Annotated in this window: 19 protein-coding genes; 10 read left to right on the forward strand and 9 right to left on the reverse strand. The window is 33.5% G+C overall.

The window, feature by feature from the left end:
- The 6 genes from A6M55_RS07005 to A6M55_RS07030 all read right to left on the reverse strand — a co-directional run.
- A partial coding sequence (locus tag A6M55_RS07005) for a hypothetical protein (protein ID WP_156510997.1) occupies positions 1–242 on the reverse strand: 242 nt, incomplete at its 3' end.
- A 106-nt stretch (positions 243–348) separates the two neighbouring features.
- Positions 349–1,521 (reverse strand): PLP-dependent aspartate aminotransferase family protein, encoded by a 1,173-nt coding sequence (locus A6M55_RS07010; RefSeq protein WP_015030643.1) that lies wholly within the window; start codon positions 1,519–1,521, stop codon positions 349–351.
- A gap of 64 nt (positions 1,522–1,585) precedes the next feature.
- On the reverse strand, positions 1,586–2,149 hold the full coding sequence (locus tag A6M55_RS07015; protein ID WP_015030644.1) for a 1-acyl-sn-glycerol-3-phosphate acyltransferase: 564 nt from the start codon (positions 2,147–2,149) through the stop codon (positions 1,586–1,588).
- Between the two features lie 90 nt (positions 2,150–2,239).
- Positions 2,240–3,394: a site-2 protease family protein gene (locus A6M55_RS07020; RefSeq protein ID WP_015030645.1), complete on the reverse strand. Its 1,155-nt coding sequence runs from the start codon at positions 3,392–3,394 to the stop codon at positions 2,240–2,242.
- Positions 3,395–3,427: 33 nt separating this feature from the next.
- A complete protein-coding gene (locus A6M55_RS07025; RefSeq protein ID WP_015030646.1) occupies positions 3,428–4,048 on the reverse strand; it encodes an HAD family phosphatase in 621 nt (206 codons plus the stop codon).
- A 141-nt stretch (positions 4,049–4,189) separates the two neighbouring features.
- Positions 4,190–5,536 carry a sigma-54 dependent transcriptional regulator gene (locus A6M55_RS07030; RefSeq protein ID WP_015030647.1) on the reverse strand — a complete coding sequence of 449 codons (1,347 nt, stop codon included), beginning with the start codon at positions 5,534–5,536 and terminating at the stop codon, positions 4,190–4,192.
- Positions 5,537–5,722: 186 nt separating this feature from the next.
- Here A6M55_RS07030 and A6M55_RS17665 point away from each other — a divergent pair, with 186 nt between their 5' ends.
- The 10 genes from A6M55_RS17665 (at position 5,723) to A6M55_RS07080 (ending at position 21,224) form a co-directional block, all read left to right on the forward strand.
- Positions 5,723–6,880 (forward strand): sugar transferase, encoded by a 1,158-nt coding sequence (locus A6M55_RS17665; protein WP_015030648.1) that lies wholly within the window; start codon positions 5,723–5,725, stop codon positions 6,878–6,880.
- A 37-nt stretch (positions 6,881–6,917) separates the two neighbouring features.
- The gene (locus tag A6M55_RS07040; RefSeq protein ID WP_064197043.1) at positions 6,918–8,069 is read left to right on the forward strand and encodes a glycosyltransferase family 2 protein; all 1,152 of its coding nucleotides are present in this window, start codon (positions 6,918–6,920) and stop codon (positions 8,067–8,069) included.
- Positions 8,070–8,157: 88 nt separating this feature from the next.
- On the forward strand, positions 8,158–9,303 hold the full coding sequence (locus A6M55_RS07045; RefSeq protein WP_064197044.1) for a glycosyltransferase family 1 protein: 1,146 nt from the start codon (positions 8,158–8,160) through the stop codon (positions 9,301–9,303).
- A gap of 7 nt (positions 9,304–9,310) precedes the next feature.
- Positions 9,311–10,474: a glycosyltransferase family 2 protein gene (locus A6M55_RS07050; protein ID WP_064197046.1), complete on the forward strand. Its 1,164-nt coding sequence runs from the start codon at positions 9,311–9,313 to the stop codon at positions 10,472–10,474.
- 159 nt (positions 10,475–10,633) lie between these two features.
- Positions 10,634–11,719: an FIST signal transduction protein gene (locus A6M55_RS07055; RefSeq protein WP_064197047.1), complete on the forward strand. Its 1,086-nt coding sequence runs from the start codon at positions 10,634–10,636 to the stop codon at positions 11,717–11,719.
- Complete coding sequence (locus A6M55_RS07060; RefSeq protein ID WP_015030653.1) at positions 11,716–14,181, forward strand: ATP-binding protein; 2,466 nt, start codon at positions 11,716–11,718, stop codon at positions 14,179–14,181. The genes A6M55_RS07055 and A6M55_RS07060 overlap by 4 nt, the downstream gene beginning before the upstream one ends.
- On the forward strand, positions 14,178–15,062 hold the full coding sequence (locus A6M55_RS07065; protein WP_064197049.1) for a glycosyltransferase family 2 protein: 885 nt from the start codon (positions 14,178–14,180) through the stop codon (positions 15,060–15,062). Before A6M55_RS07060 ends, A6M55_RS07065 begins: the two co-directional genes overlap by 4 nt.
- 243 nt (positions 15,063–15,305) lie before the next feature.
- Positions 15,306–17,360 (forward strand): LruC domain-containing protein, encoded by a 2,055-nt coding sequence (locus A6M55_RS07070; protein ID WP_064197051.1) that lies wholly within the window; start codon positions 15,306–15,308, stop codon positions 17,358–17,360.
- Between the two features lie 412 nt (positions 17,361–17,772).
- Positions 17,773–20,424 (forward strand): alanine--tRNA ligase, encoded by a 2,652-nt coding sequence (gene alaS, locus A6M55_RS07075; RefSeq protein ID WP_064197052.1) that lies wholly within the window; start codon positions 17,773–17,775, stop codon positions 20,422–20,424.
- Between the two features lie 80 nt (positions 20,425–20,504).
- Complete coding sequence (locus A6M55_RS07080) at positions 20,505–21,224, forward strand: nitroreductase family protein (protein WP_015030657.1); 720 nt, start codon at positions 20,505–20,507, stop codon at positions 21,222–21,224.
- On the opposite strand, the gene A6M55_RS07085 is transcribed toward A6M55_RS07080, so the two are convergent.
- The 3 genes from A6M55_RS07085 to A6M55_RS07095 form a co-directional block, all read right to left on the reverse strand.
- On the reverse strand, positions 21,214–22,689 hold the full coding sequence (locus A6M55_RS07085) for an O-antigen ligase family protein (RefSeq protein WP_015030658.1): 1,476 nt from the start codon (positions 22,687–22,689) through the stop codon (positions 21,214–21,216). The genes A6M55_RS07080 and A6M55_RS07085 overlap by 11 nt on opposite strands.
- Positions 22,655–23,956 (reverse strand): lipopolysaccharide biosynthesis protein, encoded by a 1,302-nt coding sequence (locus tag A6M55_RS07090; protein ID WP_064197054.1) that lies wholly within the window; start codon positions 23,954–23,956, stop codon positions 22,655–22,657. The genes A6M55_RS07085 and A6M55_RS07090 overlap by 35 nt, the downstream gene beginning before the upstream one ends.
- 185 nt (positions 23,957–24,141) lie before the next feature.
- Positions 24,142–24,977: glycosyltransferase (locus A6M55_RS07095; RefSeq protein WP_064197056.1), on the reverse strand; the 836-nt coding region annotated here is incomplete at its 5' end.

Below are 24,977 nucleotides of genomic sequence, written 5' to 3' on the forward strand. Positions count from 1 at the left end.
TTATTCGCTACAATTTTAACACTTTCTTTTTGAATTTCTTTACTTTTTTCAAGAAAAACTTGTTTCTTAATTCTTTCGTTTAAATTTTCAATCTCTTTTTTGTGTTCAGAAATACTTTTTTCTAGCGTTTTAATGTGCGATTTTAATGCCAAAATATCTTCTTGAGCCTGTGAATTCTCAGAAAATAGTTTGTTAAAAATTCTACTAAATCGAGCATACATGAAAGCATTTTCTTCTTTCATAATTTGCTCCATGTATTTCTGTTCAATGCTATTAGTCATAATAACATATTAGTTTTCAGTCGTTGTGAAAAGGTTGCCTACTTAAAATTAAGTAGGCATTATTTTTTTATTTCATTGATTTCTTGGCTGCCTGCTTGAAATCAGCAATCAAATCTCTGATATCTTCGAGACCAACCGAGCAGCGAATAAGTCCTTCTGTAATACCTAATTTTGCTTTATCAGCTGGTGATAATTTAGAGTGAGTGGTTGTATTCGGATTCGTAATAATTGTACGGGCATCACCTAAATTTGAAGAGTTTGATGCGATTTTTATTAATTGAGTAAATTTATTCACTCTTTTAAAACCACCTTCTAATTCAAAAGTAACCATTGCCCCACCGGCTTTCATTTGTTTTTTTGCCAGTTCAAATTGAGGGTGGCTCGGTAAATGTGGATATTTTACATTTTTGATTCCATCCATTTTCTCAAGAGCTTTAGCTAATTTTATTGCGTTCTCACAGTGGCGAGCCATTCTAATTTCTAAGGTTTCAAGACTTTTTGATAATACCCAAGCATTAAATGGTGCCATCGAAGGCCCTGTATGACGACAGAAAAATCTGACTGGAGCAATTAATTCTTTTGTTCCTGTGATAATTCCTCCTAAAACTCTACCTTGACCATCCATAAACTTTGTTGCAGAATGAACAATTAAGTTTGCACCATAATCTGTTGGTGTATGAATGATTGGCGTAGCAAAACAATTATCTACATAATAAATTAAGTTATGTTTTTTTGCTAAACGACCAATCATGGCCATATCAACTAACTCCAGACCCGGATTTGATGGAGTTTCAAGGTAAACCATTTTGGTATTTGCTTGAATCGCCGATTCCCAATCTTCTTCGCTTGCAGTTGCATCAAGGTAAGTATGAGTAATGCCCCATTTAGACAAGATTTGCGTGAGGATTTGGTGTGCAGAGCCAAATAATGCTCGAGAGGCTACAACATGGTCTCCTGATTTTAAATGAGCGGCAAATCCTGCAAATACTGCTGCCATACCTGTTGCGGTTGCAATGCCTTCTTCACAGTTTTCAAGCATGCATACTTTATCTACAAATTCTTGTACTGAAGGATTTGAAAATCTGGTGTATATATTCCCTTCGAGTGTTTCATCGAAAAGTGCTTTGCCTTGTTCGGCATCTTCAAAACAAAAGCTACTTGTGAGAAACAAAGGCGTTGAGTGTTCTCTATATTGTGAACGTTTAGTTTGAATTCTAATGGCTTTGGTTTGTTTCTCCATCTTAATGATTATAATTCTTTGGTAATTCGTTTTGTAAATATCGTTAGCCTAGTGAAATAAGGTTTTAAAATTTACCCATTTCATAATTTTTTATCCAATCTTTCTGAAATCCGTGAATACTTTTAAAAAATGGGATAAAGTATTGCTTCATGTCAGCCTCAAAATTTCCAGTGGGCATAAATGGTTCTGCAAAAATAATTGATTTGCGAGGGTAATCAAAGCCAGACATGATGATTGGAACATTAGCGGCATGAGCCATATAATAGAAACCAGTTTTTAACTTACTAACATTTTTTCTGGTTCCTTCGGGAGCAATGGCTACTAAAAGTTTTTCATGAGCATTAAAAGTTGCCGCTACTTGTTGTACAAAGTTTGTACTTTTACTTCTATAAACAGGTGTACCCCCTAAGCCTCTAAAAATCCATCCAAAAGGCGGTCGGAATAATTCAGCTTTGCCTAAGTAACTAATGTTTATTCCCATGGCAGCCCTTGTGCCTAATCCAATTAGAAAATCCGCTGTACGAGCATGTGGTGCTACCGCAAACAACCCTTTATTTAAGTTCTTTGGGGTATTGACCAATTTCCAGCCCGATGCTTTAAATATTATTTTGAAGAGCCAGTTTAGCATAATTTTAGTTTAAGTGCGTTACACAATCTAAATTTAAGGTATTGTATTTTAATGAAAAAGGATTTAATAAAGTTTTACCTCAATAATTATTTAGTGGGGTAAATTTTGAATGATAACAAAAGGTTTTGGGCTAAAACAAAGGATAAATATAATCAATGAAATCCAACCTAATATTTTTCTTTCAAGCGTAAGAGGTTTCATATCATAAGTTGTTGGATGATAAACGCCCAGGTATCGACCAATCATTAATCCGAAAGCTAAAAAACCTGAGTACCCCTCAATCGTTGGAATAAAATAAGATAATATTAGCTGTGTAGCTACCACCGATAAGGCAATTAGCCAGTTAGTAAGGTAGTTCTCTGAAATTTTCGAGAAACAAAGATAATTAAAGAGAATATACAGAATGTATTTGCCAATTAACTCTAAGAAAATCTGATTGTCTTGTGTGGTAAATTCATGGGCATTGAACAAGCCTAAGCCCGCATAAAATACAAATCCTGTGAAAATAATCGGAGAAACTACGTTGAAAGCTTTATCTCCTATTAAGCCATAAAGTATATGCCCGCCATCAAGCTGACCAATTGGGAATAGATTTAGTGCAGTAAAAAATAAAGAAAGATAGCCCGCAAATATAATCGGGTAATTAGTGTAAAGATAAGGATGTGGCAATTCTCCGTTCGAAACATATTGCTCAAAAAAATTAAACAATAAACTATCTCCTAGTTTTATTGATATGTAATCGGGGGTTGTTTCAAGGAATTTGCCATATTCGTTTCCGTATTGTTTGAAAATCGGGAAAAGTTGAAAAACATAATCAAGTGGAGGTAAATGCGAGAAGCCATACCAAAGAACAAAAAGTGCTGCTACGAATCCTGCTAGAGGGCCAGCAATACCGATATCAAAATATTTCGTACGTGATTGGATTCTTTCTTTGATGCGAATAAATGCACCTAAAGTGCCAAACGTAGATGTAATCCCTCCAAGCCAAAGTGGAATATAAAAAGGGAGGGTTACGTCCGTTCTATGCTTCTTGGCTATAAAATAATGCCCGAATTCGTGTATAGTCAAAACACCAAGAAATGGTACAGAATATTGAAAGCCATCTAAAAACTCATTCCACCCTAGTGTATTTTCTCCAAAAAAAAATGGTCTTCCATAAATCCATTCTGCTCCAGTAAGAGTTGTTGCAATGAGGGTTGTTATAAATAGTATTATTTGTATCGAAAGCGTACGTTTTTGATTCATAAGTTGATAATTGTGCAAATGCAAAGTAACAACTTAAAATAGGTTTTTACAATACTCTATGATTGAAGTAGGAGGTTCAACTAAAATAGTTTGCATGCCAATTGACTTTGCAGATTCTATATTATGATGGTTATCATCAAAGAATATTACTTCGTTGGGTTTTAAATTGTTTAGTTTGAGTACTTCATGGTAAATAGCCGTATCGGGCTTCCACAACCCCATTTCATAAGAGAGATATGTTTTATCAAAGAGAATGTTTAGATGCTCAATGTCATGGGCTTTCTTGAGGTATTGATTAGAAGCCTCAATATGAATGTTATTTGTATTACTCAATAAAAAAACAGGGTATTTTTGTCGAATTTTTTTAATTAATTCAATTCTATCCTTGGGGATATCAAGTAATAGTGCGTTCCAAGCAGTATCTACTTCATAATCACTCAGTGGAAATCCTACAGTTTGTCGAATGACTTCTCTAAATTCTTCATCTGTAAATTGCCCAGTTTCATATCTCCTAAAAATCTGATCTTCAATAATTTTTTTTTCGATATATTCAGCTGGCTTAGATGTGAATTGGGCAAATTTTTGATAGATTAGAGGAACATCAATATTTATTATTACATTCCCAAAGTCAAAAATCACGGCTTTGAATTTCATAAAAAATTTAATAAGGGCTAGTTAATTATCAAGTAATAATTTTGGATACTTAACTAGAAACGTTTTCATTAGCATTATATTTTGATAACCTAATAAAATGAAAAAAAACAGACTAATTGCTCCTTTTTTAGTTTTTACTTACTAAAGTTCACCGCTTTTAAGCATATTGTAAATAGTAGATTTTCCGATGTCTAATTTTTCAGCAACCAATAAAACATCATCGTCATACTTATTTAAAAAATGTCGAATAATTCTCCTGTTATACTCTCGCAGAGTTACTTCATCTAATAAAAAAGCTCCTTCTGGTTTTATAGAATTAAACGTAATATCGTCGGCTGAGATGGTATCTTCAATGGCCATTACACATGCTAATTCAATTATTGCTTTCAGTTCTCGAATATTTCCAGGGTAAGAATAGCTCAAAAGTTTTTGTGAGGCTTCATTACTCAAGCTAATTTTATGCACCCGATTTTTCTTACTGTATTCTTCAATAAAATATTTCGATAAAACTATAATATCATTGCCTCGTTCCCGAAGCGGAGGAAGTTGCAAGTTTAAACCTAATAATCGGTAGTACAAATCTTCTCTAAAATTTCCTTTTTGTACTTCTTCCGCTAAATTTCGATGAGTTGCAACAATGATTCGGCAATCGATCTTAACAATTTGATTTCCACCAATTCTTGTAATTTCTTGTTCTTGCAAGACCCTAAGAATTTTTGCTTGCATTGTTAATTCCATTTCGCCAATTTCATCTAGGAAAAGAGTCCCTCCGTTGGCCTCTTCAAACTTACCAATCCTTCTACTAATTGCACCGGTAAATGCTCCTTTTTCATGGCCAAAAAGCTCACTTTCGACTAAGTCTTTCGGGATTGCGGCCATATTAACTGCAACAAAAGGTTTTTTATTTCTTGTAGAATTATGATGAATCGCCTTAGCAACAAGCTCTTTTCCAGTACCAGTTTCTCCGTGTATGGAAACATTAATATTGCTTTTCGATGCCTTCTCCATTAAAGAAAAAATCCGATGTAAGGCGGCACTATTCCCTTTGATAGCTTTATCAAATTCATACTTTTCGCGTACCTCTTCACGGAGTTGTGAAATTTCAGCTCTTAGCTCCTGCGTTTCCTTAATTTTGAGGATAGAGTTCCAAAGTCTCTCTTTAGTATTGGCATCTTTTACGATGTAGTCATAAGCACCATTTTTTAGTAATTGTACAGCAGTAGAAATATCTTCTTGCCCCGAAATAATTATTACTGGGATTTCTGGATTTTCTTTGTGAATTCTTTTCAAGACCGTTTCACCATCCATATCTGGAAGTGAATAGTCAAGAGTAATAGCAATGGGTCTTCGAAAGAGATTTTCCAGTAAACTTTTACCAGTTTCAAACCTTTCAACTGTGTAATCAGGGTTAAGCGTGAGGTAGTACTCTAGCATCGCCCCATAGAAAGGGTCGTCTTCAACAATAAAAATTATTTGCGAATTTTCCATTAAATTGTTAATATGGCATTCAAATTAGATTCAATTTCCAACATTTATTTTTTATTTCCAAATTATGGAATATTATAATAATTGGCATAATTTTAGTTAATTGATTATCAGTGTTTTGTGAGTTTTCGAAAAACTGGCAAAAGAATTGAAATGTATTTTATATAACAATAACAAAAAGAAAATACGATGAAAAAAAGACTTCTCATTATCGACGATAATGTTATGTTATTAGCGTTGATTAAACACTGCTACAGCGAAACTTTTGATCTTACCCTTTGCAACAGCTTACATGAAGCAAAAGATATACTTCAGAGTGGTTTGATGCCAGATGGTATCATTACAGATTTGAATTTAGAAGATGGAGACGGTAAAGCAATTATTAGCTATCTTAAAACCAATCCACTCTACGTAAATATTCCTTTGATTGTATTGTCTGGTGAAGATAAAAGCCAAAGTAGAATTGAGTGTTTGAAATTGGGAGCCGATGATTATGTAGTGAAACCATTTCATCCAGAAGAATTACAAATTCGTATTGAAAAGTTATTGAATGTCCTTCCCTCTTCCAACAACTCAAACAATGCTAATACTGCTGATAAAAAAGATTCTGATGATAAGCCTTCAAAGGGTTTTTTAACACCAAAATTATCCTTTAGAAAGAGATTTTTTGATATCGTTGTTGCAGGTACAGCATTACTTTTACTTTCTCCGCTATTACTGATAGTTGCTATACTAATAAAACTTGACTCGAAAGGTCCAGTGTTTTTTCTTTCTAAGAGAATAGGTGCTGGATATAAAGTTTTTGAGCTTTATAAATTTCGTACTATGCGTACAGGTGCAGAAAATGAAATTAAAAATATGGCTCATTTGAACATGTATGAAACTGCGAAGCAAGAAGTAGATTTAGCATCCGATGGAAATTTAATTGATGATTCAGGTTGGAAAAATGAAGAAGTAATTTTGGATGAAAATAGCCAAAAATCTGCCTTCCTAAAATTTAAGGACGACCCAAGAATTACGAAGCTTGGAGCCTTCCTTCGTAACACAAGTATAGATGAGATACCTCAATTAATTAATATTATCAAAGGTGATATGTCAATTGTAGGTAATAGACCTTTGCCATTATATGAGGCGGAGCAATTAACAAAAGATGAGTCAATTGCTAGATTTTTGGCCCCTGCGGGCCTTACTGGTTTATGGCAAGTAACCAAACGTGGTAAAGGAGAACTTTCAGCAAAAGAACGCCAAGATTTAGATAACACTTATGCTCAAAAGCACAATTGGAAATTTGATTTAAAGCTAATTGCTAAGACTTTTCCCGCACTTTTCCAATCTGAAAAAATGTAATTTTTACATTGCTTGATACTTCTAACTGACTACTTAAATGATTGCCATTCTAATATATTTCGGTATTGCTGTTGCATATGTTTTTTTCTTTGCAATTGCTTCAAAATTCTACAAAAAGGGAAGTGCTAAAAAAGGTTTAGATATTGAAAATATCAATTTTTTGTTCATGGTTCCTGCATATAAAGAAGATGCAGTAATTATTGAAACTGCAAAAAATATCATTTCGCAACCCGATTTTGGTTCGAAGGATGAAGTTGTGATAATTGCAGACCAATTAAAACCCGAAACAATCACGCATCTTGAAGAATTGAAGGTTACAGTAATAGAGGTGTTTTTTGAAAAAAGTACGAAAGCGAAGGCTATTAATAGTGCCATGAAATCCTTAGAGTCATGGGGGAGAAAGTATAATGCAGTAGTCTTACTTGATGCAGATAATCATTTGGTAGAAGGCTATATCACCAAGACAAAAGAATCTTATGTAAGTGGCAATCAAATTATTCAAACACACAGAATTGCCAAGAATTTAGATACTACAATGGCTAAATTAGATGCCATTAGTGAAGAAATAAATAATTCAATTTTCCGTTTAGGACATCATAATGTAGGACTTTCTGCGGCATTGATTGGCTCTGGATTAGTAATGAATTACGATTTGTTTGTAAGCTACTTAAAAAAAATTGATGTAGTAAGTGGCTTTGATAAACAACTAGAACTTGATGTAATGAAAGATAAGCTTCTTATTGAATATCTTGAAGAAGCATACGTACTTGATGAAAAGGTAAGAAATACACAGGTTTTTGAAACTCAACGAACTCGTTGGCTTGCTGCTCAGTGGAATTTTGCCAAACAGAATTTTTTAAGTGCTTGGGTTGAATTATTTAAAAATGGTAATGTTGATTTTTTCAACAAAGTAATTCAATTTGTTTTGCCTCCTCGTTTAATCTTAGTAGGAGTCCTAGGATTAATGCTTATTTTTAGTTTAATTTTTCCAGCTTACCTCACAGAAATTATTTCATTAAATGCTCTATTGTGGGCAGGTTTATTGATAGCTACGCCAACTTATTTACTGAAAATGTTGAATATGAAAGTTCTTTTGGAACTACCAAAAGTGTTTTTCAGTATGCTGAAGGCAATACTTAAGATTGGTAAGGCAAAGCAAAAGTTCTTACATACACCACACGGAGCTTAGTGAGTAGGGGCATACGAAAGAAATAATTGAAACTGTATTTGGTTAACTTATCTTAAATTTCTGAAAGGTTAGCAAACCTTCTTCTGCAATGATTATAGGAATTGAAGCACAAAGAATTTTTCGCCCGAAAAAGCATGGCATGGACATTTATGCACTTGAACTAATCAGAGCAATTCATAAGATAGATAAGGAAAATCAGTATGTGGTTTTTGTAAAACCAGATACTGATATATGCTTAAAATCAAGTGATAACTTAAAAGTGGTTGAAGTTGAAGGCAAGACCTATGTTGATTGGGAGCAGGTATCACTTCCTAAGGCAATTGAGCAAGAGAAAATAGATTTAATGCATTTTACTTCAAATACTGCTTCTGTAAAAATTAGCTGTCCGTTTGTACTTACGCTTCATGACATTATTTATTTAGAGAAGTTTCTTTCACAAGGGTCTTTATACCAAATTGCAGGACACTTTTATAGAAGATGGAATGTGCCGAAAATTGCTCCCAAAGCAAAATTTATTTTTACAGTATCTGAATTTGAAAAAATACAAATTCAAAAGGCACTTGGTGTAAATTTTGATAGAATACAAGTTGTTTATAATGCTTATAATCAGCAGTTTAGAGTAATTGACGAACAGCAGGAATTAGATAAAGTAAGAGTCAAATATTCACTCCCACAGGAATTTATTTTTTTCTTAGGTAATCAAGCCCCTAAGAAAAATATGAAAAGAGTCCTAGAAGCTTACGCTCAATATGTTGATTCAACTGAAAATCCAATAAAATTAGTTGTAGCTGAAAGTTCTCAAACTGATTTAACGAACCTCCTCAATGAAATTAATCGAAAAGATTTATCTTCAAATATTATACTGACAGGTTATGTTAAGCATGCCGAGTTACCATTTATCTATAACTTGGCTAAGTTATTTTTATACCCTTCTTTGCGAGAAAGCTTCGGAATTCCAATCATTGAAGCAATGGCTTGCGGAACACCAGTAATTACATCAAATACCAGTGCAATGCCTGAAGTAGCCGATGACGCAGCTGTGTTAATAAATCCAATGGATACATCTTCAATTACTCAAGCAATTAGGAAGGTTTTAGGAAGTGATAGTCTGTATAATGATTTAAAAAACAAAGGTTTAAATCGGGCGAAGGCTTTTTCATGGGAAAGTACAGCCGAAAAGACTATCAATTTTTATCGTGCTGTTCTTAATTCAGAATCAATTAAATCGCTGTAATAAAAAGATGAATACTATTGAAATTATTTTTTGGCTGTTAATTGGATTAACTTTTTATGCCTACATCGGCTACGGAATTTTGATTTGGATAATGGTTAAAATTAAACGATTATTCGTTAAGAGCAAATCTTACAATCCAAACTTTCTACCAGAAGTTACCTTGCTAATTGCTGCCTATAATGAAGAAGATTGTATTGAAGCAAAAATCGAAAATTCTTTATCTTTAAACTATCCAAAAGAGAAGTTGAAGATTGCATTTGTGACGGATGGTTCAACTGATAGAACTGCTGAAATTATATCAAAAAATTCTGCCATTACACTTTATCACAAGGATGGTAGAAGTGGTAAAATGGCTGCTATAAATAGAGTGATGCCACTTGTCAGTACACCAATTACAATTTATTCTGATGCTAATGCGATGCTAAATGCTGATGCTGTGAGAGAAATTGTTAAGCATTTTGAAGATGAGAAAGTTGGTGTTGTTGCAGGTGAAAAAAGAATTATGAAAACAACCGGAAAAACAGCTGAGGTGGGAGAGGGCATCTATTGGAAGTATGAAGGCTTTTTGAAGAGATTAGATTCAGAACTCTATTCTACCGTTGGAGCTGCAGGTGAACTTTATGCAATTAGAACTAGTCTTTTTGAGGAATTAGAAGCAGATACTTTATTAGATGATTTTGTATTATCGTTAAGAATTTGTCAAAAAGGATACGTGACTGCCTACGAGCCTAATGCTTTTGCTACTGAAACTGCGTCATTAAATAGTTCAGAAGAACTCAAAAGAAAAATCAGAATTTGTGCTGGGGGATTTCAATCAGTCGTGAGAATGCCTAAGTTATTAAATCCATTTAAAAATGGATTGCTTACTTTTCAATATATTTCGCACCGAGTTTTAAGATGGGTTGCAGTGCCATTTGCCTTGATTTTAATTCTTGGTTTAAATATTTCACTTTTTGAATATAATGAATTTTATAAAATTTTGCTCTTTGGACAGATTTTATTCTATTCAATGGCTATATTAGGTTTCTATTTTGAACGTGCTGGCAAGAAAGTTAAAGTTTTGTACGTGCCTTATTATTTTTCATTAATGAATTATTCGGCATTGGCAGGGTTTAAGCGTTTTTTAAACAATCAACAAAAAGTTGTTTGGGAAAAGGCAATTCGTTCTTGATAAAATGATATTTATTTTGCTGTTGAATGTTTTTTTTTCTTAAATTTGGAATCTCATCCATTTTTTGGAATTAACTTTGCTATTGGGTGTTGATTATCAGTGTTTTACATATTTGGTATGTTTTATGCACTATTTTAATTCACCATAACGTCTAATATCATGTACTTCGAAAGCATAGCAGATTTAACTCAAGATTCGATTGAAAATCTAAAATTGAGTAACAATTATGTACTTGTATTCATGGCAGAAAAAACTGCTCATGAAGCAAATCAACTGATAGCTCTTCTCAATGACAATAATTTAAAGTTTTTTGGTGGAATTTATCCAACCCTTATTCACAACACCGAAAATTACTACGAAGGATTTGTTTTGATTTCTATTCCGAATGTTGAGCAAGTTGTCAAATTTTCAATGAAGGACGACTCATCTTTTCGAAGGATTGAAAATTTAGAAGGAATTAAAACTGCCATCCTGCTAATGGATGCGATGGTTGCTGAAACAGATTTATTATTAAAAAAAGTTTACGGTTTACTGAATAGCAAAATTAATCTTGTTGGTGGTGGAGCTGGATTCATGAGTTTTGAACAGAAACCTTGTATTTTTACTAATGAAGGAATGTTTGACGACGGTGCTTTACTCATTTTATTGAGTAGCAATAGTAAAATTGGCGTAAAACATGGTTGGGAAGTATTTGCAGGACCCTTCATTGCTACATCAACCGAAAAAAATATTATAAAAGAATTAAACTGGAGACCTGCTTTTGAAGTTTACAAAGAAGTAATTGAGTCAAATTCAAATAATAAATTCTCTGAATCACAATTTATTGACATTGCAAAAATATTTCCATTTGGGATTTACAAGGAAGGAGCTGAGTTTGTTGTTCGTGACCCAATAGCAATTAATGAAAATAACGAAATTATTTGCATTTCAGAGGTTCCCGAAAATTCAACTTTGCAAATCTTAACTGGTGACCCTGAAAAATTAATCGTTGCAGCCTCTGAGGTTGCAAATCAGACTTTTCAGGATGAAGGATCTGCTGCTTGCTTAATGGTATTTGACTGTATAACCCGAGTAATGTATTTAGAAGATCAGTTTACCGAAGAGCTAAAAGCAATGAAAGATGTTTACAGTGATAAACTATGTAAAATAAGAGGAGTATCTACACTTGGTGAAATTGCCTCTTCGGGTACAGGTTTTGTTGATTTTTACAATAAAACAATCGTTGCAAGCAGTATATACAAATGATTAACTTAGGAACTAAAATAGATGTAGCACATGAAATTTCACTACTCTATGAATTATCACTTTCTATAGGTAATTCATTAGACTTAAGGGATAATTGTGCGAATTTCCTAAATGTTTGGATGAGGCAAAAAAATATTGATTTTGGTTCAATTTGGATAAAAAATGAACACTTGAATAAGCCTAATCCAGACAATCATACTTTAATCTATGCAAATCCAGAGTTTAGTACTAACCTCAGGGAAATTACACTTAACCACTATTTAATGAGTCTACTTGATGGAACTGGTGGTGTCTTGGTAAAATCAGGCACACCACTTTTCCACGAAATAAATACTGAGCAAAATATTCATGAAGGTATTTATTGGATAATCCCACTGCCTCAATTAGGGTTCATCAAATTTTATTTTAGTCAAAATAACGCCTCTAAGAATGCTTTCACCGAAGGTGACTCAAAAAAAGCCGCCAAAGTAATTAAAAAGTTTGCAATTTCTCTCCAATCTAGTCTATTACACAACCGTGTTATTGAAGAAACCAAGCAAAAGATTCGTTATCAAGAAGAATTAAAGAAATTGGCTGTTGTTGCCGAGAAAACCGATAATGCAATCGTGATTACCGATGCACAAGGAAAGATAGAATGGGTAAATCAGGGTTTTTCAAGAATTACTGGTTATTTCCTTAACGAAGTCAAGGGAAAAACACCAGGAGAAGTACTACAGGGACAGGAAACAAACATCGAAACCCGTAAATATATTTCAGAACAAATCAAATTAAGAAATAGCTTCAGAACTGAAATTTTAAATTACTCTAAAACTGGTGAGAAATATTGGGTTGAGCTTTCAATTCAGCCAATATATGACAATGAGGGTATTCTGACTAATTTTATTGCAATAGAATCTGATATTACGGATAGAAAAAATTATGAGGCTCGCTTACAAGAAGCCAAAGAAAAAGCTGAAGAAGCAAGTAGAGTCAAGCAAGAGTTTCTCGCAGTGGTGAGTCATGAAATTCGTACGCCATTAAATGCGATTTTAGGAATGATGAACTTGATTCAGAAAACGCATCTTACACAACTACAAACCGACTACATAAGTACGGTTCAAATTTCTGCCGAAAATCTTCAAGGAATTATCAATTCAATCCTAGACTTTTCTAAGATCGAAACTGGTAAAATGACTTTACAAAAAATTCCATTCAACTTAAAAAAGACCTTACAGAATATTATTAGTAGTAATGAATTTAAAGCGGAACAGAAAGGAATTGGTTTGTTTTTGAAGTTTGACGAAAAATTAAATACTACAGTTACAGGAGATTCAATCCGTTTAAGTCAAGTATTATTGAATTTGGTGAGTAACGCTATTAAGTTTACTGAAATTGGTAGGATTACAATCGAAGCCCGTTTGGTCACTAAAATGAATAATGCTTTAGTGGTTGAATTTGTTATTTCTGATACAGGCAAAGGAATTGCACCTGAAAATTTAAAATTAATTTTTGAAAGTTTTACTCAAGAAGATTCAAGTATTAGTCGTAAATATGGTGGTACAGGCCTTGGTTTAAGTATTTCTAAACAATTAATTGAAATAATGGGCGGAGATCTTCGAGTTAAAAGTGAGCTTGGAAAAGGTTCTACTTTTACCTTCGTAATAGGATTTCCTATTAGCCAAGAGCCATTGGATGAGATTAAACAAAGCCATTTATCTAGTAATTCGCTTATCGGTAAAAAGATTCTTTTAGTAGAAGATAATGCAATGAACCAATTTTTTGCTCAAAAGCTTTTAGAAGGTTGGGGAATGAAAGTCGAAATTGCACATAATGGACGTGAAGGAGTAGAAAAGTTCCGTTCAAAGTACTACGATTGTATTCTGATGGATATTCAGATGCCAGAGATGGATGGTTTTCAGGCTACGAAATTGATTAGAGCTGAAAGTCCTAAAATTCCAATTATTGCATTAACGGCATTAATGATTGAAGAAGAAATCGACCATTTTACAAGGGTAGGCATGAATGATTATATCGGTAAACCCTTTGTAGCTGATGAATTGCTAGCAAAATTAGTGAAGCATATAAGTAATACCACTATCAATTACACATTAACTAGTACGCCAAAAGTAATAGCCGATGTTTCAGAAATGCTTTATAGTAATAGTAATTTAGAGCAGCTAATGAAAGGTGATTCAGCACAGATAAAGCAAATGGAATTATTATTCATGAAGCAATCTGAAGAGGCAATTGAACAATTTATTGATTTTACTGCCAAATGTAATTGGAAACAAATTGGCCTTTTAGCACATAAAATAAAAGCTTCAATTGATATGCTTCAAATTACCTCATTGAAACAGCCGATTAGACAGCTTGAGATTTTGGGTAAAAGTGACAAAGAGCTTCCTGAAACAAAAAAACTGATTTCACTTGTAACAGAAACCCTCCAAAAGGTTTGTGAAGAAATTAAATCAAGTCATCAATGAATACTCCATTAGTTTCTATTATAACTGTAAATTTCAAGCAACCCGATGTTACTTGTGAATTATTGAACTCATTAAAAAAGATTTCATATAAAAATATTGAAATTTGGGTTGTAGATAATTTTTCTGATGGAGCTTTGAAGGCTAGGTTAAATGCTGACTATCCTGAGGTGAAAGTAATCGAAAGTAAGAAAAACTTAGGTTTTGCAGGTGGAAACAACTTGGCTATTACACAAGCTAATGGTAAATATTTAATGTTGTTAAATAATGATACCGAAGTAAAGGAAGATTTCTTAGAACCTTTAGTTGAAGTAATGGAAAATAATAGCAAAGTTGGTATTTGTTCTTCAAAACTTCATTATTTCTATCATCCAGAAATCATTCAGTATGCGGGTTCTTCCGATTTACACCCCTATAAAATTCAAAGCTTTGCTATCGGTTATGGTGTAAAAGATATGGGTCAATACGATGAGACTGCTCCAACTAATTTAGCTCATGGTGCTGCAATGATGGTAAGAGCTGAGGCTGTAAAAGAAGCAGGATTAATGCCAGAAGAATTTTTCCTCTATTATGAGGAGATAGATTGGTGTATGAAAATCAGAGAAAAAGGTTATTTGATTTATTTTGTTCCAAAATCGCTGGTTTTACATAAAGAATCAATTAGTGTAGGTAAACAAAGTGCTTTGCAGGTTTATTATAAGACACGCAACAGAATTTTATTAGCACGAAAGTGGAGAAAAGGTTTAATCAAATGGTTTTCATTAGGTTATTTATCAATGGTGGCCATAAGAGATATTTTTAAGTTTTTATTACAAAGGAAATTCCTTCTATTAAAAATGTATGCTGATGCATTAATTTGGAATTTAAAAGGAAATTATAAATAGAAATTTTGGTTACAGAAAATATTAAGTTAAAGTGCGTTGATTATTTATTAAAAGCAGCCTCAGTGCTGCTTTTGTTATTTATTCTACTTTCGATTTATTTATTGCCTTTTCCAAATTATTTTATTGATTCCAAAATATGGAAATAACTGGTAAGTGTTGATTGGTTAAGTGTTTGATTATAAAGTGTTTATGTTTTTTGGCATAGCTATTGAATATATACTGTTCAGTAAACAAACACTATAAATGAAAAACATAATCATCTCAATCTTTACCATTTATTTATTGAGTTCTTGTCTTCCAAAAGCTGATGAAATCACTTTGAATCCACAGAGCTCAGATTACGCTATTGAAAAATTAAATGTACCAGCAACATTTGATTTCAAAAACTCAAAAGAGGTAAAAATTAGCGTATCCATTTTAAACGGCGTTGATAAACCATTAAAATCAATACCATTTACGATTGTAACTGAACCAAACGGAGAAGTAATATTCACAGGTATGACCGACCAAAATGGCTTAGTTGAAGTTTCAAAAGATTTAGGAAACCATATCAAACAACTATCATTCAAAACTGATATGATTGGTATTCCAAATAGCTTGACTGTAAATATTGAATCGCAAAAAGCAACATTCAAAATTGGTGGTAGTAAGCCAGTAACGAGTATGTTTGTTGAAAACGAGTCTAATTTCAGCAATGCACGTGAAGCTTTTTCAACTTCTTCTGATGGTTTTGAATATGAAGTTATGGGTAAATGGAATTCATCAGGTGTTCCAGAATATTTAGAGCCAGTTAATGAAACAATTACAACTGAGTTCTTGCAAGATATTAACTCAAGTTTACCTGAAAGTAAGCCTTTAACAGGAACTCACCCAGAATACTTGAAAAATGATAGACCAACTACGCTTGTTTTAAACGAAAAAGCAGAGGTATGGATTACATTCGTGCACGAAGGTGCAGGTTGGCAGAACTCATTAGGATTTTACAAGTTTGATCCAAAGGCACCACCTAAAACAGTTAAGGATGTTGATAATGCCAAATTAGTTTTCCCTAATGTTTCTTTCCCTGGAAGTGGTGGTGGATTAGTTTCTGGTAACAAGGTAAAGATTGGTACTTTTGATAAGGGTGAAGCAATTGGATTTTTCTTGCTTGCCAATGCTTTTCAAGGCAAAGATGCGAAGGTAGGTAGTGGATATTACACACACTTTAGTCACTCGGAATTAAATGTTGAGAAAAACCCTGATTTAAGAAGGCACTTTGTAATTCTTGATGATACAAAATCTAACAGAATGTTGGTGGCAGTTGAGGATGTAAGCAGAGAAAATACGCCTATTGGTAGTGACAACGATTTTAATGATGCTATATTCTTTGTAACTTCTAATCCAGTTAAAGCGATTGAAAACCCTTCGATTCCTCCAATGGATACAAAAGAAACAGATACCGATGGTGACGGTGTAAATGATACAAGAGACGAGTTCCCTAAAGATAAAGATAGAGCATTCTCTTCTTATACACCTTCAAAGTCAACTTTCGGAACTTTAGCTTATGAAGATTTATGGCCATCAAAAGGTGATTATGATTTCAATGACTTGGTACTTAACTATCAATTCCAAGAAATCACTAATGCGAAAAATGAAGTAGTAGATATCAAGTTAAAAACTGTAATTAAAGCTGTAGGTGCTTCTTTTAGAAATGGATGGGGCTTCGAATTACCAATCGACCCTTCTAAAGTTAAAAAAGTAAGTGGACAATCACTTCTAAATGGATTGATTTCTACCTCAGCAAATGGAACAGAAGTTGGTTCGAATAATGCAGTAATTATGGTGTTTGATGATGCATTTGATAAAATTAAAAGGGTAGGGGCAGATTTCATCAATACAGTAGCTAAACAACCCTATTCACAAGGTGATACGATGAATGTAACTGTCGAACTTACCTCGCCTGTGGCTTCATCAACTTTAGGTGCAGCTCCTTACAATCCTTTTATTGTTGTGAATAAAGATCGTGGAAAAGAAGTACACCTTCCTAATTACAAGCCAACTGAAAAGGCTAATACTAAATTGTTTGGAACATTAGATGACCGTACTAACCCTAGTAAAGCTATTTATTACAAAAACTTCAAAAATTTACCTTGGGCAATTCATATTCCAGTAAGTTTTGATTATCCTTACGAAAAAACAGAAATCTTAAAAGGATATAATTACTTTGGAAAATGGGCCGAAAGTAACGGAGTTGATTTTCCAGATTGGTACTTAGATAAAACTGGATACAGAGTACCAGAAAACATCTATAAAAAATAATTCGTCCTCGTATTACCCAAAAAGTAAATTTAAGATACTCAAAAAGTAAAAAATAATATTAAATAACAGTAGTAGATAATTTAAAGAATCCTTCTGAAAGTTGAAAAGTAATTAAGATTACTTTCTGACTGATAGAAGGTTTCTTTTTTTATTTTAAATTGTACTTTTCTCAAATCTATAAAATGCTCTTTACTTAAGCAGCGTACCAAAACTATTTAGTAAAGGTTTTTAATACTGTTAATTTGAGGATTGATTTAGAATTTGAGTTTTTGAGTAGAAAATATTAATATAATCCATTTTTTAAGCTAATTTTGCAAAAAAATAGAATGATTGATCCCTTTCCTAAGGGTTTATAATAATTCAACAGATAATCATTGAAAGTAACTAATTTACAAGTAACCAATAACCAAAGATGACTTCTCACGAAATACGTAAGGCTTTTTTAGATTTCTTCAAAAGTAAAGAGCATTTAATAGTTCCGTCTGCACCTTTAGTTGCAAAGAATGACCCAACTTTAATGTTCAATAACTCAGGAATGGCCCAATTTAAGGACTTTTTCTTGGGAAATGGTACGCCTCCTTCAAAACGTATTGCCGATACTCAAAAGTGTCTTCGTGTAAGTGGTAAACACAATGATTTAGAAGATGTAGGTTTTGATACTTACCATCATACAATGTTTGAAATGCTTGGAAATTGGTCATTTGGAGATTATTTCAAGAAAGAAGCATTAGAATGGTCGTGGGAACTTTTGACAGAAGTATATAAATTACCCAAGGAAAGAATCTATGTTTCAGTATTCGAAGGAAGTAAAGATGATGGTGTGCCATTTGACCAAGAGGCGTTTGATATTTGGAAAGAATTGATTGGCGATGAAAACCGTATTATTTTAGGAAACAAGAAAGATAATTTTTGGGAAATGGGCGATACTGGTCCATGTGGACCATGTTCAGAAATCCATATTGATTTGCGTGACCAAGCCGAAATTGATATGATTAGTGGGAAAGATTTGGTAAATAAAGACCACCCACAAGTAATTGAGATTTGGAATAACGTATTCATGCAATTTGAGCGTAAAGCCGATAAATCATTAGTTTTATTGCCAGCTAAACACGTAGATACAGGAATGGGCTTTGAACGTTTATGTATGGCGATTCAAGGTAAAAAATCAAATTATGATACTGATGTTTTCCAAAATACAATTCAAGTAATTGAGCAAATGTCGGGTAAAAAGTATGGCGAAAATGGTACGCTTTCAACCAACAATTACGTAGATGTAGCCATGCGTGTAATTGCTGACCACATTCGTGCAGTGGCCTTTACTATTGCCGATGGACAATTACCATCAAATGCTAAAGCTGGTTATGTAATTCGTCGTATTTTACGTCGTGCCGTGCGTTATGGTTATTCTTATTTAGGTTTCGACGAGCCATTCATGACAAAACTTGTTCCAGTATTGGCTGACCAATTTGCCGAAGTATTCCCTGAATTAAAAGCACAGCAAGATTTCGTTGGACGTGTCATTGAAGAAGAAGAAAAGTCTTTCTTACGTACGCTTGAAACTGGCTTGAAAAAGTTAGATGATATTATTGAACAAGCAACTGCTGAGAAAAAAGATGTTATTTCTGGTGAAGTTGTATTCGAGCTTTCTGATACTTTTGGTTTTCCTTCAGACCTTACTGCATTGATTGCCCGTGAAAAAGGCTTCAAAATTGATGAAGAAGGCTTCCAAAAAGCCTTACAAGAGCAAAAAGACCGTTCGAGAAAAGATTCTGCCAAAGAAGCAACAGATTGGGTTGAGTTGAATGAAGGCTCTGACTTTGAATTTGTAGGTTATGACGAAGTTTCGGCAGAAGCTCAAATTATTAAGTATAGAAAGGTAAAAACAAAGGCAGGAGAAGAATACCATATTGTCCTTGATAGAACTCCTTTTTATGCAGAAATGGGTGGGCAAGTTGGAGATACTGGTCATATTATGATTGGAAATCATTCAGTTAAAATCAAGGATACGAAAAAGGAAAATGACCTTTTCATTCATATATCAACTGATAAAAATCTTGATGTAATCTTACAAAATGCAGGTACGGTAGTTGCCCACATTGATGAGGCACGTCGAGATAAAATTCGAGTTAACCATACAGTTACCCACTTGATGTTAGCAGCCATGCGTCAGGTTTTAGGTACACATATTGTGCAGAAAGGTTCATATCAGGATGATAATATTACTCGTTTCGACTTCTCACATTTTGCAAAGGTTACTGATGAAGAATTAGGGAAAATTGAGGATATTGTGAACGCAAAAATCCAAGAAAATATTCCGTTAGAAACAAAAGTTAATATGCCAATTGCCGATGCCATTGCATTAGGAGCAACGGCTACTTTTGGAGAAAAATATGGTGATTTTGTACGAGTAGTTATCTTTGATCCTAAATTTTCTGTAGAGCTTTGTGGGGGTACTCACGTTTCGTCAACTGGAAAAATTGGTATCTTTAAATTTATTTCTGAAGGCTCTGTTTCTGCAGGTGTACGCCGTGTTGAGGCACTTACGGGTGGTACAGCAATTGCTTCAATCAACGAGCAGTTGGCGGTAAGTTCACAATTAAAAGAGATGCTTCGTAATACTGATTTAGTGAAGGCAGTTGAAAATCTATTAGCTGAAAAAGCTACTTTGCAAAAGAAACTAGAAGCATTAGAGAATGAAAAATTACAAGAACTAAAGAATGAGCTTGCTCAAAATGCTGAAAATATTAATGGTGTCAATGTAATTGCTGCTAAAGTTACTGTACCTTCAGCTGATGCACTTAAACAACTTTGTTATGAATTAAAAACAAAAGTTGCTCGTTTGTATGCTGTAATTGGTACAGAATTCAACGGGAAACCTCAAATTGCTGTAATCATTGATGAGGAAGTAATGAAAGAAAAAGGTCTTCATGCTGGAAATATTGTCAAAGAACTTGCCAAAGAAATGAAAGGTGGAGGCGGAGGACAGCCATTCTTTGCAACCGCAGGAGGAAGCGATGCAAGTGGTCTTGAAAAGGCGATAGAAAAAGGTAAAAACTTAATTTAATATCTGAGGCGAACAAATGTTCGCCTTTTTTATTTTATTTACTTAAAAATTATTTTCAATAAAACCCCTAACTACCTTCAATGAACTTCGACCAAATTTTAAAAGCACGCCGTTCGGTGAGAGTCTATGATGAAAATGCCGGTTTTGATAGCCAAATAGTTACGAAAAGCTTAGAAAGGTCCGTACTTTCGGCCAATAGCTCAAATATGCAGCTTTGGGAATTTTACCAAATATCGAGCGAAGAAAAAAAGAAAAAAATTGTACGTGCATGTATGCATCAGTCGGCAGCACGTACAGCATCTGAATTAGTTGTGTTTGTTACCCGTCATGATAAATGGAAAAAACGAGCTGCTTGGAATTTGGCAAATATGGAAAAACAATTTGTGGGTAAAGAAATTACATCTAAGGATAAAAGAGCGTTAAATTATTACAAAAAACTAATGCCATTGTTTTATACAAACGATTTTTTAGGTATAGCTACTCTTATTAGATTTCTTATTGTTTCATACCACACAATTATTGGAAAACCAATTATTCATTTAATTACGCATGCCGACCAAAGGGTTTCGCTGCATAAGACTTGTGCATTAGCCGCTCAGACGTTTATGCTCAGCATGAAATCAGAAAACTATGATACTTGTCCAATGGAAGGTTTTGATGAACGAATAATTAAAAGAATTTTGAATTTACCAGCAAGTGCTGAAGTTTGTATGGTTATAGCATGCGGAATTGGTAAATCAGAAGGCATATACGGACCACGTACTCGAGTACCGAATGATGAAGTTATTTTTAAAGTATAGTTTTTGCCTGTTTTGAAAATGGATAACTTAATCCACAGATTTTTTTTGCCTTAAACATCAAAGCCCAACCCACATATAGTAAAATTCCTGTTGGCATTTGTCCTAAAATACCATTTCCATAACTCGCTACATAAATCCCTAAAGTTCCAGCATGAATTGCAAGGAATTGTTGCCGTAAATTTTTGTCAGGAAGGTTCCAAAGAATGATACCGCCTTGAATGGCAATATAAAACAAGATAATTAGGTGAACAGTTAGCCCAACTGCTCCTTCCTCGGCCCAAATTCTAACGAACCAACTATCGGTAGGAGTCTGTGCAAGAAAACTATTTGGACTAAACCTTAATCCCCAGCTTCCTGCAGAGCCCACCCCTCCACCAAAAGGTCTTGAAGCTAAATAATTTGCTAGCTTTTTCTGATTTTCAAGTCTTACTAATAAAGAAGCATCGTTGGGGTCTAGGGCAGTTCGCATTCGATTGATAGCATAAACGTTTTGTCCAATAAAAGTAAATTTTAATATATAAAACACAATACCACCAATCAATACACCTCCACCAAAAACTCTAAAGTTTTTACTCATGAAAAAATATGTCATAAAACCAATAGCAGGTACTGCCATCGCACCTCGGGTTCCAGAAATAAACATACCAATTAATGAAAGGAATGCAGCTGTAAAATAAAATATTTTTCGTTTTAAGCTTAGTCCACTTTGTAATGCCAAAATGGTAGCCACAACTAAAGTATGTGCTTGTGAAGCACCAAACTGGCCTGCATCCGAATAAAATGAAAATACTCTCAATTTACCGAAAAGTATGTGTTGTTTAGCTGCACCTGCATCAAGCCAAGCTTGTTCAAAAGAGTCAACACCTATTATATTTTGTTTTAGTCCATTAATTGAGCCAATTATTGAAATTATCAACCAAAGGTTAAGATAAAGGTCTAAATCTTTCCTTTCTTTGAGTAACACAAATGTCAAAGGTACTGCTAAAAACATGTAAAGCGAGACCCCTCTCATGGCATAAAACCATGCTTCAAAACTTCGTGCTTCTGGATTAAAAATTTCTAATACATTATAGCCCATCCAGATAATTGATACTATGGTAAGTCCACTGCTGGCTTCCGACCAATCAATTTTCTGTTTTTTTACCAAAAGAGCAATAAATGTTAAAAATAAAATTCCATCAATGGCAAGACCAACGGGAGCATCGCTCACATAACGAGGAATTCCATTAACCATAAATCCCATGAATATGGTGCTGTAAATTCCTAATTTGGGGTAGGTGAAAAGTTGGTATAAAAAGAAAAAAAGGAAAGGCAAAGCCGCAAAAGCAATCCCAGCCGTAAATCCTGATTTTGAAATAATTAGTGAAAAGAAAATGCCAAATAAAATTAACAAGCCAAGGTTTAAGGGTTTTTTGAGTTGCTCAGACCCTTTAGATGCTTGAAATGGCGATGATATTTTTTTCATTGAATTGTTGTTTCATGAAATACACGCCAATAACAATGCCAAAAGTAATATTTAGCAGAGTTATTCCGATAACAGCCATTAATCCTAATTCAAAATGAAGAACTAAATAGTCACCAATGATATTGATAAACAACATTACAAATACTTTTACTGTATTTATTTGTGGGAGATTGAGAGCATCAAGCGTAATGCCAAGATAACGGTCAGTTGGTAGTAATAATACATACAACATAAATAATTTGAGTAAAACCGTTGCTTCTGCATACCCTTTACCCGCAAAAAGTACAATGGCTTCTTCAGCAAATAAGTATAATATTCCTATTATCGGTAAAATTCCTAAAGTAAATAAACCCAGCTCTTTAATGAAGTTTTTTTTCAAATCAAGTATTTTTTGGTGTGCAACTAAGTTTGAAAATCTTGGGTAGGCCGACATTGCCCAGCTTCTCAAAGGAATTTCAAAAATCTCAACTAGTTTAAGTGGTATTTGATATAGAGCAACCATGCTTGAACCAGCAAAGTGATTTATTAGCCAAATATCAACATTTTTTAGTAAACTAGAACCCACTTGTGAAAGTACAGTAAAGCGACTAAAATTGAGAAGTTCTTTATAAGAACTATCTGTTTTCTTTGGATTTGAAAATAAGGATTTAAAATTTACCCAAATGCCACGCTCAAAAATAACAGTATAAACTACAATCAATGCTCTTACTAACAAGTGTATGTTTACAACTAATTGCAAATCGAGGCTCTTCGAGAAAAATAATGCAGCTAAAAATGGAGCACTTTGTAAGAAGTTTATAAACCACAATTTAATGAATTGCTGACGAGAATGAAATATCATGGTCGCCATGTTGATGGGTAACATCAAGCAAATGACGACCGGATACTGAATAAACAACAACTCAGAAAATCTGATAAAAAAATACGATTCAAATAATACTTTTACGCTGAAAATAACCAACAAAATAATTGCTGTTAACCAAAGGCTAATTTGCCATGCACCTAGAATAAATCTTCGTTCTTGTACTTTATCATGGCACGATGCAACATATTTTACCAATGCTTGGTAAATAGAACCAGCACGGAGCATTTCAACAAATCCAAATACGCTCAAATACAATACCCAAATACCAAAGTCTTCTTTTGAAAGCCCACGTGCCAATATACCGAATGTAAGGAAACCTAATCCTGCATTTAGAATATTGCCCATCATTAGGCTACTTCTTTCAATAAATGAGGTATCAAATTTGGCTAATAATTTTTTCATTGTAAAAGCATTTTTCTTTCTAAATGAAAGATAATAAGTATGAGTAGATTTATTCTAATTTTATTAATTATTATCTAACATATTCTGAAAAATACATATTAGACAGTAAATTCTACTCACTATTTTGTAACCAAATATTAAAAATGTTGTTGTGAAATTAATAATTTCGACTCCACCAATATTATTTATTTTTCAGTTAATTCATCAATAATACGTGTTAATTCGACAGCTCTATTTTTCCATGAATTAAGTTGAGCAAATCCGATTCTTGCATCTACTAATAATTGATCTTTCTCAATAATAGCCATTTTTAGCATTTCTTCAAAACTTTTATTATCTGTGCTCTTATAAATGAGTCCTTCAAAGTCAGTTAAATCTGCAAAATCTGTACTTACAACGGGCATTCCGCTTGCTAAATATTCGTTGATTTTAAGTGGATAAATATTTTTTGTAAATTCATTTTTCTTGAAAGGTATTAGTCCAATATCAATTTTTTTCATTTCAATACCCAACTCCTCTGGTTGCTTGGCCCCTGTAAATTCAACATTGGGTAGTATGTTTAGACTTGATTCTACAGTTTTATCCATGACTCGCCCAACAAATAAAAATTTGTATTCGGGCATATTTTTGATTAAGCTTTTAACAAGTTCGATATCAATCCTATCATCAATGGTACCTATGTAACCAATAATTGTTTTTGGCTTGTTTATATCTTTTTTATCACTAAAAATACCCACATCAACACCATTCTTTACTAGAAAAGTGTTTGTTTGAATCTTTTTTTTCTTTTCCAATAGTGCTTTAGATGAAACAACGACAGCGTCAACAATTTTCATGAATTCGAACTCTGTCCAGGCACCGTGTTTTTTACACCATTGAGCTTCACTTATTTCATCATAGCAATAATAGATTGTTAACTTTTCATTGAACTTTTTTTTCAAATTAAGTCCAAAGTTTGGCTGGAAAGCATTGATAAATATTGGATTTGTAAATTTTAATTTTTGGGTTACTTTTTTTATGC

The organism is Emticicia sp. MM (genome assembly GCF_001649495.1).

Excerpts from the sequence above, each read along its gene's own strand:
- A6M55_RS07010 (WP_015030643.1), bottom strand. The coding sequence starts at position 1,521 with ATGGAGAAACAAACCAAAGCCATTAGAATTCAAACTAAACGTTCACAA.
- A6M55_RS07015 (WP_015030644.1), bottom strand. The coding sequence starts at position 2,149 with ATGCTAAACTGGCTCTTCAAAATAATATTTAAAGCATCGGGCTGGAAA.
- A6M55_RS07020 (WP_015030645.1), bottom strand. The coding sequence starts at position 3,394 with ATGAATCAAAAACGTACGCTTTCGATACAAATAATACTATTTATAACA.
- A6M55_RS07025 (WP_015030646.1), bottom strand. The coding sequence starts at position 4,048 with ATGAAATTCAAAGCCGTGATTTTTGACTTTGGGAATGTAATAATAAAT.
- A6M55_RS07030 (WP_015030647.1), bottom strand. The coding sequence starts at position 5,536 with ATGGAAAATTCGCAAATAATTTTTATTGTTGAAGACGACCCTTTCTAT.
- A6M55_RS17665 (WP_015030648.1), top strand. The coding sequence starts at position 5,723 with ATGAAAAAAAGACTTCTCATTATCGACGATAATGTTATGTTATTAGCG.
- A6M55_RS07040 (WP_064197043.1), top strand. The coding sequence starts at position 6,918 with ATGATTGCCATTCTAATATATTTCGGTATTGCTGTTGCATATGTTTTT.
- A6M55_RS07045 (WP_064197044.1), top strand. The coding sequence starts at position 8,158 with ATGATTATAGGAATTGAAGCACAAAGAATTTTTCGCCCGAAAAAGCAT.
- A6M55_RS07050 (WP_064197046.1), top strand. The coding sequence starts at position 9,311 with ATGAATACTATTGAAATTATTTTTTGGCTGTTAATTGGATTAACTTTT.
- A6M55_RS07055 (WP_064197047.1), top strand. The coding sequence starts at position 10,634 with ATGTACTTCGAAAGCATAGCAGATTTAACTCAAGATTCGATTGAAAAT.
- A6M55_RS07060 (WP_015030653.1), top strand. The coding sequence starts at position 11,716 with ATGATTAACTTAGGAACTAAAATAGATGTAGCACATGAAATTTCACTA.
- A6M55_RS07065 (WP_064197049.1), top strand. The coding sequence starts at position 14,178 with ATGAATACTCCATTAGTTTCTATTATAACTGTAAATTTCAAGCAACCC.
- A6M55_RS07070 (WP_064197051.1), top strand. The coding sequence starts at position 15,306 with ATGAAAAACATAATCATCTCAATCTTTACCATTTATTTATTGAGTTCT.
- alaS (WP_064197052.1), top strand. The coding sequence starts at position 17,773 with ATGACTTCTCACGAAATACGTAAGGCTTTTTTAGATTTCTTCAAAAGT.
- A6M55_RS07080 (WP_015030657.1), top strand. The coding sequence starts at position 20,505 with ATGAACTTCGACCAAATTTTAAAAGCACGCCGTTCGGTGAGAGTCTAT.
- A6M55_RS07085 (WP_015030658.1), bottom strand. The coding sequence starts at position 22,689 with ATGAAAAAAATATCATCGCCATTTCAAGCATCTAAAGGGTCTGAGCAA.
- A6M55_RS07090 (WP_064197054.1), bottom strand. The coding sequence starts at position 23,956 with ATGAAAAAATTATTAGCCAAATTTGATACCTCATTTATTGAAAGAAGT.